The organism is Salinisphaera sp. RV14 (genome assembly GCF_052044135.1).
GTDB lineage: Bacteria > Pseudomonadota > Gammaproteobacteria > Nevskiales > Salinisphaeraceae > Salinisphaera.
Genome location: NZ_JBQDYF010000003.1, coordinates 94,248 through 107,704, shown reverse-complemented (window position 1 = coordinate 107,704; position 13,457 = coordinate 94,248). Strand labels below are relative to the sequence as shown.

Genomic DNA, 13,457 nt, shown 5'->3' with positions numbered 1-13,457 from the left:
CTATCCTAACGTGAAATTCAGCGTGGTCTGCCGGGCCGCCGCGGCGCGGGCGACCGGCGCGAAACTATGTCGATGGATCGGCGTCGGGCCCAGTTCCGCGAGCGCGGCCCGGTGTGCGGGCGTGCCATAGCCCTTGTGTGCAGCCAGGCCATAGCCCGGATAGGCCACGTCGAGTTCGACCATCTGACGATCCCGCGCCACCTTGGCGATCACCGACGCCGCGCTGATCGCGGGCACGCTGCCGTCGCCGCCAACGACCGTGCGCATCGGCAGCGACAGCGCCGGCGCGCGATTGCCGTCGATCCAGGCGGCGAACGGCTGAACCGACAGCGCGGCCACCGCGCGCTGCATGGCCAGTAGCGTGGCGCCGAGAATATTGTAACGATCGATTTCGGCCACCGAGGCCTCGGCGATGGCCCAGGCGATGGCGCGCTCGCGGATCTTGATATCGAGGGCTTCGCGCGCCTCGGCGGTCAGCGCCTTGGAATCGGTCAGCCCTTTCGGCAGCGGTCGAGGCGGCATGATCACCGCCGCTGCCACCACCGGGCCGGCGAGCGGTCCGCGCCCCACCTCGTCGATTCCCGCCACCACCGGACAGGCAAACTTGCGCCCGGCGCGCGGCCTCATGAACGCGCCTCGATCAGACCCGCCACCGCCTCGGCGGCGCGGGTATCGGCAGCGCGTGCCAGACCCGCATGAATCGCCTCGAAGGCATCGATCTGGGCGGCGCGCGCGGCCGGCGAATGCACGAGTCGATACAGCCAGGCGCCGAGCATGGGCACCTGCGCGTCGGTCTGCAGCAGTTCGGGCACGAGGCGTCGTCCGGCCAGGAGATTCGGCATGCTCACGAACTCAGTCTTGATGAGATCGAGCCCACGTGCAATCCAGTAATTGACGGGCGACAGCTCATAGGCCACCACCATCGGTGTCTTGGCCAGCAGCGCTTCCAGCGTTGCCGTGCCCGAGGCCACCAACAGCGCGTCTGCGGCGCGCATGACCTCGCGCGAACGCCCGTCGACGAGTCGCACGTCGAGATCGGGGAAATCCTCGAGATCGGCCTCGAAGCGCTGGCGTACGCGGGCATTGGCCATCGGCGCAATGAAGCGCAGGCCGGGATCGCGGCGTCGCAGCCAGCGCGCAACGGCCAGGAAGCGCGGCCCGAGCCGGCTGACTTCGGCCCGCCTGCTGCCGGGCAGCAGGCCGACCCAGTGCGCGTCCCGATCCATGTCCAACGCCTGGCGCGCGGCCGCGGCGTCCGGGTGCGCCGGCAGCGCGTCGGCCAATGGATGGCCGACGAAGGTGACGGGAATATCGTGCGCGGCGAAGAATGCCGGTTCGAACGGGAAGATCGCCAGCATCAGATCAACGGCACGGCGAATGCCGCGTGTGCGCCCGGCGCGCCAGGCCCAGGCGGTCGGGCAGACGTAATGGACGGTGGCGATGCCGGCACGCCGCACGCGTTGTTCCAGCCGGGTGTTGAAGGCCGGCGCGTCGACGCCGATGAAGACATCGGGCCGGCAGCGCGCGACTTCGCGATACAGGCGCTGGCGAAGCCGCAGCAGGCGCGGGATCTGGCCGATCACCTCGCTCACACCGAACAACGACAGCGCGTCGATGCCCGCCCGCGATTCGCAGCCTTCGGCGACCATGCGCGGCCCGGTCACGCCGACGAACCGTGCCTCCGGATAGCGCCTGCGCAACTCGCGGATGAGCCCCGCAGCCAGCACATCGCCCGACACCTCGCCGGCGACGATGAAAAAAACCGGAGCGCGACGTGCCATCGACGCCACCGAACCCCCGCCGCCGGTCAGCGGATGATGCCGCGCTGGGCATTATCCAGCGACGCGAGCATCGTGGCCACGGCCGGGCTGGTCTCGGCGTATTCGCGAATCGCCTCCTTGGCCTCCGCCAGACGCATCTTGGACCGATACAGGGTGCGATAGGCCTTCTTCACGGCCGCGATCTCGTCGTTGGAATAACCCATACGACGCATGCCGATCGAATTGATGCCGTGCGGCTCGGCCGGGGAACCGGCCGAGCGTACGAAGGCCGGCACGTCCTGAACCACCCCGCTGCAATAAGCCAGGAAGGCCAGCGTGCCGATATGACGAAACTGGTAAACGAGTGCAAACCCGGCCAGGATGCAGTGGTCGCCGATATGAACATGTCCGGCCAGACTCGCGCCGTTGGCCATGGTGATACCGTTGCCGAGCACGCAATCATGCGCCACATGGGTATACGCCATGAGCAGATTGTCGTCGCCGATGCGAGTCATGCCCTGGTCGAACAACGTGCCGCGATGCACGCTGCAATACTCGCGGAACGTGTTGCCATCGCCGATCACCAGCTCGGTCGGCTCGCCCTTGTAGCCGCGGTGCTGCGGCTCGGCGCCAAGCGAGACAAACTGGGACACCTTGTTGTTGCGACCGATCGTCGTATGCCCGTCGATCACCGCGTGCGGCCCGATTCGCGAGCCCGCGCCGATCCTGACATGCGGACCGACCACCGTGAACGGCCCGATATGGACGTCGTCATCGATCTGCGCTTCGGGGTGAACCTGAGCCGAGGCGTCGACCGGCATTATTCGACCTCGTCTGGCGCCGGCTTGCTCGGGATGGCCATGACCTGCGCGCGACACGCCAGCTCGTCGCCCACCCAGGCTTCGGCGTCGAAACGCCATAGCCGTTTCTTCGCGGAATCGATTTCAAGCTTGAGCAGCAACTGATCGCCCGGCACCACCTGGCGCTTGAAGCGTGCCTTGTCGATACCCGCGAAATACACGATGGTTCCGTCGTCGGCATCGACCGTGCGCATGCCCAGAATCAGACCGGCCTGGGCCAGCGCCTCGAGAATCAGCACGCCGGGCATCACCGGATGGCCCGGGAAATGCCCGCCGAAGAATGGCTCGTTGACCGTCACGTTCTTCAACGCCGTAATCGACTTGCCCGGCTCGCATTCGAGTACCCGATCGACCAGAAGAAACGGGTACCGGTGCGGCACCCGCTTCATGATTTCTCGGATTCCATCCTGTTCGTTCATCAAGGGTCTCCAGCAATCCCGTTTGTCGTCTCGACACGCTTGAGCCGGGCCTCGATTCGATCGAGCGCCCGGAACAGCGCCAGCCGTTTGCGCCAGCTTCGCGCCGGCATGGCACGAAAGGTCGACGAGTATACTCCTTCGACCGCAATATCCCTGGGCACTTGACTGGCCGCGGTGATGATCACGCCATCGGCAATGGTGACGTGATCGCCGATGCCCACGCCGCCGCCGATCATGCAGCGCGCGCCGATCGTGGTCGAACCGGCAATTCCGGTACAGCCGGCAATCACGGTGTGCTGGCCGATCACGCAGTTGTGTGCGACATGGACCTGGTTGTCGATCTTCGCCCCGGTGCGCACGATCGTATCCTCGATCGCGCCGCGGTCGATGGTGCTGTTGGCGCCGATCTCCACGTCGTCTTCAATACACACACCGCCCAGCTGCGGAACCGGCTCAAACCCGGCGGGCCCGGGCACCAGCCCGAAGCCACGCTCGCCCAGCACCGCTCCCGAGCCAATGCGTACGCGCGCACCGACGCGCGTATTCGCACAGATCGTCACCCGCGAGCCGATCACGCCGTCCGCGCCGAGGCTGACGTCCGCATCGATCACACTGCCCGCGCCGATCACCACCCCGGCGCCGACCACGGCGCGTTCACCGATCACCACATGGGCGCCGATGCTGGCGGAGGCCGCTACCCGGGCGCTGGCCGCCACGACCGCGCTGGCGGCCGTACCCGGGGCCGGGGACGGCCGGTCGAATACCGTGGCCACGTGCGCGTAGCTCAAACGCGGGGTATCGCTGATCAGCAGCGCCGGCCGGTCGATGTCGGCCAGCGCGCGCGGCACGATAATGAGGGCGGCACGGCTGGCCTCGACCCGTTGGCGCTGTCGGGGCGTCTCGGCGAACCCGAGACCGTGTTCATGGCCGGGGTCGAGACTACAGACGCCCGCGACCATGACATCGCCATCGCCGACCATCTCCAGCCCGAACCGACGCGCCAGATCTGCGGCACGGAATCGCGTCGACGCGGTCGAGTCGGCCACGGCTTTTTCCTCGTTCAATTCGTCTTTTGGGCGCTGGTAGGTGCGTGATTTGTCCTGGCGTCACCGGCCGCCTGCTTTTTCAGTCGCCGCAGTATGGCATTGGTGATGTCAACCGAGTCGCTGGCATAAAGCACCGAGTCTCCGACGATCAGATCATAGCCATTGTTCCTGGCGTAATCGTCGATCACCTGTCGCAGATCCGAGCGCATCACGGCCAGCTCCTTCTGCTCGGCGTCGGAGACGTCGTCGTTGTAATGCGACCGCTCGCGCTGGAGCTGGTGCCTGGCGTCACGGATCGCGGCCGACAGCTGATCGCGCTGATCGTCACTCATCGAATCCGCCTTGTCCTTGAGCCGATCCATCTTGACCTGGAGCGCATTCGAAGCCTTTTCCAGAGCCTGCTTGCGCTTGGCGAACCGCTCGGCCATGTTCTTCCTGGCCGTCCGCGCCTGCGGCGATTCCCGCACCAGCCGATCGAGATCGACCACCCCGATCCTGGCTGGCGGCCGGGTCGGTTGCGCCTGCACCGCCCCGGCACCGAGCACCGCGACCAGGGCCGCCACCACCAACCAGCAAGGAGCCCGCACCCTCGTTCGCATCAGGTATCGAGCCTAGAAATTGGCGCCGAAGGAGAACTGGAACCGATTGATGTTGTCGCTGGGCTGGGCCTTGCTGACATACGGCGCGTAGCTGACCCGCAGCAAGCCGAAGAAAGGCGTAAACCAATCGAATGCCACACCGGCCGACTTGCCCATCTTCGCGGCGTTGAAATCGCTAGCATTGGCGTACACGTTGCCCATGTCGTAGAACAGACTGAAGCGCGTGGTCTTGTTATCCGACTTGAGGAACGTCGGAATCACCAGGTCCGTCTGCAATGTGGTCAGGAACTGGCCACCGTAGGGGTTGTTGAACGAATCCTGCGGCCCCAGCCCACCGTTTCGGAAACCGCGCACCGACTGGGCGCCGCCGCCAAAGAAATTATCGTACGGCGGCACATCCGTGCCCTTGCCCCAGATCGCGGTCTGGCCAATCTTGCCGTCGAGCTGCAGCACCACCTTGTCGGACAATTTCGGAATCCAGGAGCCGACACGCAGATAGCGCTCGTGCTCGATACTCGCCTTGTAATACTCAAGATCAGAGCCCGGACCCTTGATATTGAACAATATCTTGGTATCCGAACCGCGCGTCGCGAAATAGGTACGATTGCGCGTATCGCGATCGAAACCGGTACGCAGCTCATAGGTCAGTGCGCTCTTGCCATTATCGCGTACGAACTTGGCGACCTGATCGGACACCACCTGATTGCCATTCTTGTTGATGGTCGAGGCGATTTGATTGTCTTCGACCCCCAGACCGGCCCGAATGCTGGAATATTCGGTGATCGGGAAATTGAACGTGACGGCGCCGCCAATGGAGTTGAGATCGAAACTCGAGCCGGTTCGCACCAGTTGGCTGGTCTTGCGATAGAACCCGGAGATCGTGCGTGAGACGCCCTCGGGGGTGAAGTAAGGATTGGTGAAGCTGCCCGAAACACTTTTTGCATAGGAGTTGGTCTGGGCATTGAGCTGGATGGTGTCGCCCGTGCCGCGGAAGTTCGTGTGCTTCACGCCGCCATTGATCAGGAAGCCTTCCGAGTTGGAATAACCGATACCCGCGTTGATCTGCCCGGCCGCGCGTTCGGTGACGTTGTAGTCGACATCCACCAGGTCGTCGGAACCGGGCACTTTCTTGGTATTGACCTTGACGTCCTGCATGAACGGCAGGCGCGCCAGACGGGTGCGCGAGCGTTGCACCGCACGCCGCGAATACGGCGCGCCCTCGAACTGACGCATCTCGCGTCGGAGCGTCTTGTCGTTGGTCTTCGAATTGCCGCTGAAGATAATGTTGCGGACATAGGTCCGTTTCCCGGGGTTGACGTAGAAGGTCAGATCAACAGTCTTTTTCTTGTCGTTAATCTTCGTCAGCGGATCGACATTGGCGAAGGCATAACCGAAATCGGCCATGCCGGAGGTAATCGCCTTGACGGAATCCTGCACCTTCTTGCGCGAGAAGATCTGGCCATCCTTGACCTTGACCAGCCGTTGCAGCGTAGCTTCCGGCACGATCATGTCGCCGGCGAACTTGTAGTTCTTGATCTTGTACTGGGCCCCTTCATCGACGTTGATCGTAATGAAGACGTTCTTCTTGTCGGGCGACAACGACACCTGAACCGAGGTGACATTGAAACGGATATAGCCACGGTTCTGATAATAGGAATTCAGCGATTCCAGATCGCCCACCAGCTTCTCGCGCGAGTAACGATCCGGATGCTTCCAGAACGTCAGCGGGTGGGTATAGAACGGCTTGTGCGACTTCAGCTTGAACACGCTCTTGAGCTGATCATCGGAAAACTGGTGGTTACCGATGATGTTGATGTCCTTGATGGACGCGATCGGGCCTTCCTTGACCTTGATGTCGATCGCCACCCGGTTATTACCGAGGTGCTTGACGTGGGTGTGGATCTTCACGCTGTAGTAGCCGTTGGCGTAGTACTGGCGTCGCAGCTCCTGCTGCAGCGAGTCCAGCAGCGAACGCTTGTACAGCTCGCCCTGCGCCAGCCCCTGCTTCTTGAGGGCCTTCTTGAGCTTCTTGCCGCCGATCGCCTTGTTGCCCTCGATCTTGAAGCTGGCGATCTCCGGTCGCTCGGACACATTCACGATCAGGGTGTTGCCACGCCGGTCCAGGGCCACGTTCTGGAACAGGCCCGAGTCATAAAGCGCGCGAATCGACTGCTGCGCGCGCGCCTCGGTCATCTGGTCACCGACCGAGACCGGCAGATAGGTCAGGACCGTGCCCGGCTCCAGCCGCTGCACGCCCTCGACCTTGATATTGCCGATCTGGAAGTCATACGACTGCGCCCACGCGCCTGCCGCATACATGACCAAGAGCGCGCCTGCCGCACGCTTCACCACTCCATTCATAATTGAGCTCCGCTACCCGAGCAAGCGCAGGATATCGTTATAGAAAGCCAAGGCCATCAACATCAGCAACGCGACCATGCCCGCCTGCTGGCCCGCGGCCTGAACGGCCTCGGATAGGGGCCGCCCCCGAATCCATTCGATCGCATAATACAGAAGATGCCCCCCGTCTAACACCGGGATTGGCAACAGGTTTATGAGCGCCAGGTTGACGCTGATGAAAGCCAGAAAACTAATGAAGGCCACCAGCCCGATCTGGGCTGTCTGGCCGGCGTAGGTGGCGATCTGAATCGGCCCCCCCACGTTATGCCAGGAAATCTGTCCCATGATCATCCGCCCGATCAGACGCACGGACAGGGCCGAGAGTTCCCAGGTCTTGTGCACCGCCGCGGGGATTGCGGCCAGTGGACCGAGCCGATGCACGGTCTGCATCGATTGCCATGCGGCCGGGTCCACCGTAATGGCGGCACCGAGATGCCCGATCTGCCCGCCCTTGGCGGTCTTGCGCTGGGCCAGCCGGATATGAATCTCCTGCGTGCGCCCATCACGACGGATCTTCATGTTCACGCGCTGGCCCGGGTGCGCACGTACCGCATCCACGAGTGCCTGCGGCGAATCCACCGGCTGGCCGTCAACCGACAGCACGGCGTCGCCCCGCGCCAGGGTCGAGCGGGAAGCCGGCGAGCCGGGCTCAATCTGGCCGATGCGAGGCGTCGCCGGCGGCTGATACAGCGTCAACCCCACCTGTTTGAACAATTTCTCCGGATCGCTCGGGGCGTGAGTCAGATCGAGCGTGAGCCGCCGTGTCGTGCCCTCGGGGGTTTTCACGGTGACCTGGACCGGCTTGCCATCCAGCCCGCGTTCGATCAGCGCCAAACGCAGACCCTGCCAGTCGTCGATCGACTGGCCGGCCAATGCGACCACGCGATCCTTGACGTGGAATCCGGCGCGCGCCGCAGGCGTGCCGACCTCCGGCGTGCCCAGGATCGGCTTGACGCCGGGCACGCCCAGCAACAGCACCAGCCAATAGGCGGCGATGGCGAACAGGATGTTCACACCGGGGCCCGCCGCGACGATTGCGATCCGGCGCCAGGGATGCACGCGATTGAACGCGTAGCGCTTCTCGGCGTCGGCCACGGGCGCCTCGCGCTCGTCCAGCATCTTCACGTAGCCGCCCAGTGGAATCGCGGCCAGCCAGTACTCGATGCCGGTCTTGCGGCTGGTCCAGCCGACGATCTTGCGACCGAAACCGATCGAATAGCGCAGCACACGCACGCCGAGACGGCGTGCCACCCAGTAATGACCGAACTCGTGGATCGAAACCAGGATGCCAATGGCAACGGCGAAGGCCGCGGCCGAGATCAACCCCTGCGTCATGGGCTAACACCCCGCCAGTGATTGCAGGCAGGCACACCGGGACAAGCCATACCGTCGGTCTTCGTAACGCATCCTACCCCTGATCAACCGCTGAGACGGTGTGGATAATTGTCTGGCGCCGCGGTCAAGCCGCCAGCAGCACCAAGTGCAGGCCGATGACAAACCACGGGGCGGCCGCAAGCATGCTGTCGAGGCGATCGAGCACCCCGCCATGGCCCGGAAACAGACGCCCGCTGTCTTTCACGCCGGCCGAGCGCTTGAACATGCTGATGGTCAGATCGCCCACGATCGAAATCGTCGCGATCCAAGCCCCGAGCAACGCCACGCCGAGTGTACGCCAGCCGTCCAGCCCCAGCACTAACGCGCCGAGCGCGCCGAGGATCATTGCCGTCGCCAGCCCACCGGCGGCGCCCTCGATCGTCTTGCCGGGGCTGACACGCGGCACCAGCTTGTGCCGCCCGAGCGTGCGCCCCGCCACATAAGCGCCGGTGTCGGCACCCCAGATCATCAGACACAGCAGCAACACCAGCAACGGCCCCTGATCGGCCTGGTCGATGTACGCAACCGCCACCACCGGCGCGGCCAGCACGATCAGGCCGACCACGAGCGCCACTGGTCGCCGGCCGAGCGTGGCATGCCAGCGCGCCGGAAACCGGACCACGAGCCCGATCGCGCCCACCCAGAAAACAGCCGCCAGCCCGAGGACCAGGCCATCGGAAGATACCGGGCCGTCCGCCTCGCTCAGACCGAGCGCCAGCGCCATGACAACCGCGGCTGCGACCACGAATACGGCTCGCCCGCGCATCGCCAGCCCGGCCAGCGCCGCCCACTCGCAGGCGCCGGCCAGCATCAGCGCGCCCACCGCCACCGCCAGGCCCATGGGCGGCAGAAACAGAATCGCGAGTACCGCCAGCGGCAGTGCCACCGCGGCCGTGAGAACCCGGGTGCCGAGCATGCCTCAGCGCTGGGCCGCTGGCGCCGCAAGACTGCCGAAACGTCGGTTGCGGCCGCTGTACCAGTCGAGTGCGTCGTAGAGTTGCTCCGGGCCGAAGTCGGGCCAGAGCACGTCCGTGAAATAAAGCTCGCTGTAGGCCAGGTCCCACAGCAGGAAATTGCTGATGCGCCGCTCACCGCCGGTGCGGATGAACAGGTCCGGTGGGCCGAACGGGCCCAGACTCAAACCCCGGTTGAAATACTCTTCGGTGATCGAGTCGGCGTCGATTTCGCCCCGGCCGCAGGCACGGGCCAGGTCGCGGGCCCGCTCGACGATGTCCCAGCGACCGCCATAGTCCACGGCAATCAACAATTGCAGGCCGGTATTGCCGGCCGTGCGCTGTTCGGCCGACTGCATTTCGTTGGCCAGCGCCGCGGAAAACCGTGTTCGATTGCCGATGAAGTGCATGCAGACATTGTTGGCATCCAGCGACGCCAGCTCCTTGCGGATGGTGCGTCGCAACAGATCCATGAGCAGACGAACCTCGGGCCGCGGACGCTTCCAGTTCTCGCTGGAAAAGGCGAACAGCGTGAGCGCCCCCACGCCGGCCTTCGACGCCGTCTCCACGATCTCGTGCGCGATCTTGGCGCCGGCCCGGTGCCCGGCCGCTCGCGGCAGCCCGCGCCGGCTGGCCCAGCGACCGTTGCCGTCCATGACCACGGCCACATGTTCTGGAGTGCTCATCTGCCGCGCGCCGATCAGACCGTCATCAGTTCCTGCTCCTTCTCCTGGAGCAGGCTGTCGATATGCTCGATATGCTGATCGGTCAGCTTCTGGATACGGACCTCGCCGTCGTGCTGGTCGTCTTCCGTGATCTCTTTTTCCTTGACCAGTTCCTTCAGGTCCGCGTTGGCATCGCGGCGTACGTTGCGCACGGCGACCCGGGCGTCCTCGGCCTCCTGCCGGATTACCTTGACCAGATCGCGGCGCCGCTCCTCGGTCAGCGGCGGCAGCACGACCCGGATGACCTGGCCGGCGGTGGACGGGTTGAGGCCCAGATCAGCGGTCATGATCGCCTTTTCGATCTTCTGCACCATGGTCTTTTCATAGGGCATGATGGAAAGGGTGCGGGCATCCTCGGTGGCCACGTTGGCGGCCTGATTCAACGGCACTTCGACACCGTAGTAATCGACCGTCACGTGATCGAGCAGGCTGGTGCTGGCGCGGCCGGTGCGTATCTTGGAGAAGTTATCACGCATGACGCTGATGGTCTTCGCCATGCGTTTGTTGGCGTCGTCGTGGATATCGTCGATCATCGATTGGCTCTCGTCGTATTGTTATCGACCAGGGTACCGACGTCCTCGGCCCCCCGGGCGATGCGCATCAAGTCGCCCGGCCGATTGATGTCGAACACCCGCAATGGCATGCCATTGTCGCGGCACAACACGATCGCGGTGGTATCCATCACGGCCAGGCGCTGGTCTATGACTTCATCGTAAGTCAAATGGGTATAGCGAAGCGCATTGTCGTCGGTAAACGGGTCTGCGCTGTAAATACCATCGACCTTGGTCGCCTTCAACATGAGATCGGCATTGATCTCGATCGCACGCAGGCTGGCCGCCGAATCGGTGGTGAAGAACGGGTTGCCGGTACCGGCGGCGAAGATCACCACACGCCCCTTCTCCAGATGGCGGATCGCACGTCGGCGAATATAATCCTCACACACCTGATTGATCCGGACCGCCGACATGACGCGGGCATTCAACCCGGCGTGCTCGACCGCATCCTGCAGCGCAAGCGCGTTGATGACGGTGGCCAGCATGCCCATCTGATCACCGGTGACCCGGTCCATCCCGCGCCCCGCCAGGCCGATGCCGCGAAATATATTGCCGCCGCCGACAACCAGGGCGACCTGTACCCGCGCCTCGACCAGTTCGCGAATCTCCATCGCGAGGCGCTCGACCACTTCCGCCGCAATACCGAAATCCGCGCCCCCCATCAAGGCCTCACCACTGAGCTTGAGCAGGATGCGGCGGTAGCTCGGCGTCGGTTTGTCGGTCATGGGCGGATTGTCCTGGTCGGTCGCGTTCAAACCGGCGAATTATGTCACAACGCGGCGAACAACCCGCAGTGACACCGAGCAAAAAAAAGCCGGCCGCCCCATGGCAACCGGCTTGTCGGCTGGCGCGATCAGGCCGTCTTTTCGGCCTGTGCGCGAACTTCGGCCGCGAAGTCCTCTTCTTTCTTCTCTATACCCTCGCCCACTTCAAGGCGGGCGTACGACTCGATCTTCGCGCCGCGCTGGGATACCAGCTTCTCGACCGTCAGGTCGGGATCCTTGACGAAGGGCTGCCCCATCAGCGTGATCTCACCGAGGAACTTCCTCAGCCGCCCCTCGACCATCTTCTCGATGATCTCCTCCGGCTTGCCGGAATCGCGGGCTTGCGCCATCAGAATTTCCTTCTCGGCGTTGCGACGCTCTTCGGGCACATCCTCGGTGGAAAGATGTGCCGGCGCCGAAGCCGCCACGTGCATCGCCAGGTCGCGCAGCAGCTCGTCGTCGCCGCCGGACACGGCCACCGCGGAGGCGATGCGCGCCCCGTGCGAATACACATCGATGCGACCTTCGGCAGCGTCGACCCGCTCGAACCGGCGCACCGTGATCTTCTCGCCGAGCTTGGAAATCAGGGCGCGCCGCTTGTCCTCGACGGTCTCGCCGCCCAGGTCCATATCACCCAGCGCGTTCACATCCGCGGGCTGCTTTTCGAGCACCAGCCGGGCGACCTGATCGGCGAATTCGATGAACGCTTCGTTCTTGCCCACGAAGTCGGTTTCGCAGTTCACCTCGACCAACACCGCCGCGGTGTCGTCGGCCGAGGTGGCACTTGCAATGCGGCCCTCGGCCGCCACGCGGCCTGCCTTCTTGTCGGCCTTGGCGAGCCCCTCACGGCGCATGTTCTCGGCCGCGGCGTCGATATCGCCGTCGGTCGCCTGCAGCGCCTTCTTGCACTCCATCATGCCGGCGCCGGTACGCTCGCGCAGTTCCTTGACCAGGGAGGCACTGATTGCCATGTCGATTCTCCAGAAATTCGGTCGTTGTTAATCCGTCAACGCGGCAGCCGGCCACGCCGGCTGCCTTGAGTGCCGTGCGGCGGGCAGGCCTACTGATCCGCCTTGTTCGGATCGGCCTTGGCAGGCTCTTCGGCCGGCACCGAGGCGACGTCGCCCAACGCCGCGGTCGCCCGCGGCTCGGCCTCGCCCTGCGATTCCTGGATGACCGTGTTCTGGGTCACCTTGCTCGCCTCCTGGGCTTCGGCCGGCTTGCCCGGCTCGTGTGCCTGGCCGTCCGCCTGCGTCTCGACGAGGTTTTCCTCCTCGCCCGAGAAATCGCCCTTGCTGCCACGGCCGGCGAGCACGGCGTCGGCCACCATCTCGCTGTAGATACGAATCGCGCGGATGGCATCGTCGTTACCCGGAATGACGACATCGATGCCTTCGGGCGAGCAATTGGTGTCGACCACGGCCACGACCGGGATACCCAGCTTGCGCGCTTCGTCGATCGCGATCTTCTCGAAGCCGACGTCGATCACGAACAACGCATCCGGCAAGCTGGTCATTTCCTTGATGCCGCCGATCGAACGTTCAAGCTTGTCACGCTCGCGGTACAGATCCAGGCCTTCGCGCTTGTTGAGCTTGCGGATCGAGCCGTCCTCGATCATCTTCTCGAGATCGTGCAGGCGCTGGATCGAGTTCTTGACCGTCTTGAAGTTGGTCAGCATGCCGCCGAGCCAGCGGTAGTTGACGAACGGCATGCCGGCACGCTGCGCCTGCTTGCCAATCGCCTCGCGCGCAGCGCGCTTGGTGCCGACAAACATGATGCTGCCGCCGTTGGCCGACAGACGGCTGATATAATTATAGGCATCCTTGATCAGCGGCAGGGTCTGCTCAAGGTTGATGATATGAATCTTGTTGCGGTGACCGAAGATGTAAGGCGACATCTTCGGGTTCCAGTAGCGCGTGCGATGACCAAAGTGCACGCCTGCTTCCAGCAGCTGACGCATGCTGATTTCGCTCATAGGTTTTCTCCGGGTTGAGCCTCCGCGC

14 protein-coding genes are annotated in these 13,457 nt (G+C 64.1%); all 14 read right to left on the bottom strand.

What is annotated here, in order from left to right; genetic code table 11:
* Entirely contained in the window at window positions 1-627 is a 627-nt protein-coding gene (gene rnhB, locus ACS8Y6_RS04935; protein WP_440848337.1) for a ribonuclease HII, read from the bottom strand.
* Window positions 624-1,781: a lipid-A-disaccharide synthase gene (gene lpxB, locus ACS8Y6_RS04930; RefSeq protein WP_440855092.1), complete on the bottom strand. Its 1,158-nt coding sequence runs from the start codon at window positions 1,779-1,781 to the stop codon at window positions 624-626. Before lpxB ends, rnhB begins: the two co-directional genes overlap by 4 nt.
* A gap of 26 nt (window positions 1,782-1,807) precedes the next feature.
* Window positions 1,808-2,581: an acyl-ACP--UDP-N-acetylglucosamine O-acyltransferase gene (lpxA, locus tag ACS8Y6_RS04925; protein WP_440848335.1), complete on the bottom strand. Its 774-nt coding sequence runs from the start codon at window positions 2,579-2,581 to the stop codon at window positions 1,808-1,810.
* Window positions 2,581-3,039, bottom strand: coding sequence for a 3-hydroxyacyl-ACP dehydratase FabZ (gene fabZ / locus ACS8Y6_RS04920; protein ID WP_440848334.1), 459 nt, complete (start codon window positions 3,037-3,039; stop codon window positions 2,581-2,583). The genes lpxA and fabZ overlap by 1 nt, the downstream gene beginning before the upstream one ends.
* Complete coding sequence (gene lpxD, locus ACS8Y6_RS04915) at window positions 3,039-4,085, bottom strand: UDP-3-O-(3-hydroxymyristoyl)glucosamine N-acyltransferase (protein WP_440848333.1); 1,047 nt, start codon at window positions 4,083-4,085, stop codon at window positions 3,039-3,041. Before lpxD ends, fabZ begins: the two co-directional genes overlap by 1 nt.
* 14 nt (window positions 4,086-4,099) lie before the next feature.
* Window positions 4,100-4,684, bottom strand: a complete 585-nt coding sequence (locus tag ACS8Y6_RS04910) for an OmpH family outer membrane protein (RefSeq protein ID WP_440848332.1) — start codon at window positions 4,682-4,684, stop codon at window positions 4,100-4,102.
* 12 nt (window positions 4,685-4,696) lie between these two features.
* Complete coding sequence (gene bamA, locus ACS8Y6_RS04905; RefSeq protein ID WP_440848331.1) at window positions 4,697-7,045, bottom strand: outer membrane protein assembly factor BamA; 2,349 nt, start codon at window positions 7,043-7,045, stop codon at window positions 4,697-4,699.
* 12 nt (window positions 7,046-7,057) lie between these two features.
* Window positions 7,058-8,419, bottom strand: a complete 1,362-nt coding sequence (gene rseP, locus ACS8Y6_RS04900) for an RIP metalloprotease RseP (RefSeq protein ID WP_440855091.1) — start codon at window positions 8,417-8,419, stop codon at window positions 7,058-7,060.
* A 124-nt stretch (window positions 8,420-8,543) separates the two neighbouring features.
* Window positions 8,544-9,374 carry a phosphatidate cytidylyltransferase gene (locus tag ACS8Y6_RS04895; RefSeq protein ID WP_440855090.1) on the bottom strand — a complete coding sequence of 277 codons (831 nt, stop codon included), beginning with the start codon at window positions 9,372-9,374 and terminating at the stop codon, window positions 8,544-8,546.
* 3 nt (window positions 9,375-9,377) lie between these two features.
* Window positions 9,378-10,097 (bottom strand): polyprenyl diphosphate synthase, encoded by a 720-nt coding sequence (gene uppS, locus ACS8Y6_RS04890; protein ID WP_440848328.1) that lies wholly within the window; start codon window positions 10,095-10,097, stop codon window positions 9,378-9,380.
* Window positions 10,098-10,111: 14 nt separating this feature from the next.
* Entirely contained in the window at window positions 10,112-10,669 is a 558-nt protein-coding gene (gene frr / locus ACS8Y6_RS04885) for a ribosome recycling factor (protein WP_440848327.1), read from the bottom strand.
* On the bottom strand, window positions 10,666-11,415 hold the full coding sequence (gene pyrH / locus ACS8Y6_RS04880; RefSeq protein WP_440848326.1) for a UMP kinase: 750 nt from the start codon (window positions 11,413-11,415) through the stop codon (window positions 10,666-10,668). The genes frr and pyrH overlap by 4 nt, the downstream gene beginning before the upstream one ends.
* Before the next feature lie 128 nt (window positions 11,416-11,543).
* Window positions 11,544-12,425: a translation elongation factor Ts gene (tsf, locus tag ACS8Y6_RS04875; RefSeq protein WP_440848325.1), complete on the bottom strand. Its 882-nt coding sequence runs from the start codon at window positions 12,423-12,425 to the stop codon at window positions 11,544-11,546.
* Window positions 12,426-12,514: 89 nt separating this feature from the next.
* Window positions 12,515-13,429 (bottom strand): 30S ribosomal protein S2, encoded by a 915-nt coding sequence (rpsB, locus tag ACS8Y6_RS04870; protein ID WP_440848324.1) that lies wholly within the window; start codon window positions 13,427-13,429, stop codon window positions 12,515-12,517.
* Window positions 13,430-13,457: the final 28 nt, after the last annotated feature.

What these genes read in the sequence shown, in the direction of transcription:
- pyrH (WP_440848326.1), bottom strand. Translation starts at nt 11,415, where the DNA reads ATGACCGACAAACCGACGCCGAGCTACCGCCGCATCCTGCTCAAGCTC.
- lpxB (WP_440855092.1), bottom strand. Translation starts at nt 1,781, where the DNA reads ATGGCACGTCGCGCTCCGGTTTTTTTCATCGTCGCCGGCGAGGTGTCG.
- fabZ (WP_440848334.1), bottom strand. Translation starts at nt 3,039, where the DNA reads ATGAACGAACAGGATGGAATCCGAGAAATCATGAAGCGGGTGCCGCAC.
- ACS8Y6_RS04910 (WP_440848332.1), bottom strand. Translation starts at nt 4,684, where the DNA reads ATGCGAACGAGGGTGCGGGCTCCTTGCTGGTTGGTGGTGGCGGCCCTG.
- ACS8Y6_RS04895 (WP_440855090.1), bottom strand. Translation starts at nt 9,374, where the DNA reads ATGCTCGGCACCCGGGTTCTCACGGCCGCGGTGGCACTGCCGCTGGCG.
- tsf (WP_440848325.1), bottom strand. Translation starts at nt 12,425, where the DNA reads ATGGCAATCAGTGCCTCCCTGGTCAAGGAACTGCGCGAGCGTACCGGC.
- bamA (WP_440848331.1), bottom strand. Translation starts at nt 7,045, where the DNA reads ATGAATGGAGTGGTGAAGCGTGCGGCAGGCGCGCTCTTGGTCATGTAT.
- frr (WP_440848327.1), bottom strand. Translation starts at nt 10,669, where the DNA reads ATGATCGACGATATCCACGACGACGCCAACAAACGCATGGCGAAGACC.
- lpxA (WP_440848335.1), bottom strand. Translation starts at nt 2,581, where the DNA reads ATGCCGGTCGACGCCTCGGCTCAGGTTCACCCCGAAGCGCAGATCGAT.
- rnhB (WP_440848337.1), bottom strand. Translation starts at nt 627, where the DNA reads ATGAGGCCGCGCGCCGGGCGCAAGTTTGCCTGTCCGGTGGTGGCGGGA.
- uppS (WP_440848328.1), bottom strand. Translation starts at nt 10,097, where the DNA reads ATGAGCACTCCAGAACATGTGGCCGTGGTCATGGACGGCAACGGTCGC.
- rseP (WP_440855091.1), bottom strand. Translation starts at nt 8,419, where the DNA reads ATGACGCAGGGGTTGATCTCGGCCGCGGCCTTCGCCGTTGCCATTGGC.
- rpsB (WP_440848324.1), bottom strand. Translation starts at nt 13,429, where the DNA reads ATGAGCGAAATCAGCATGCGTCAGCTGCTGGAAGCAGGCGTGCACTTT.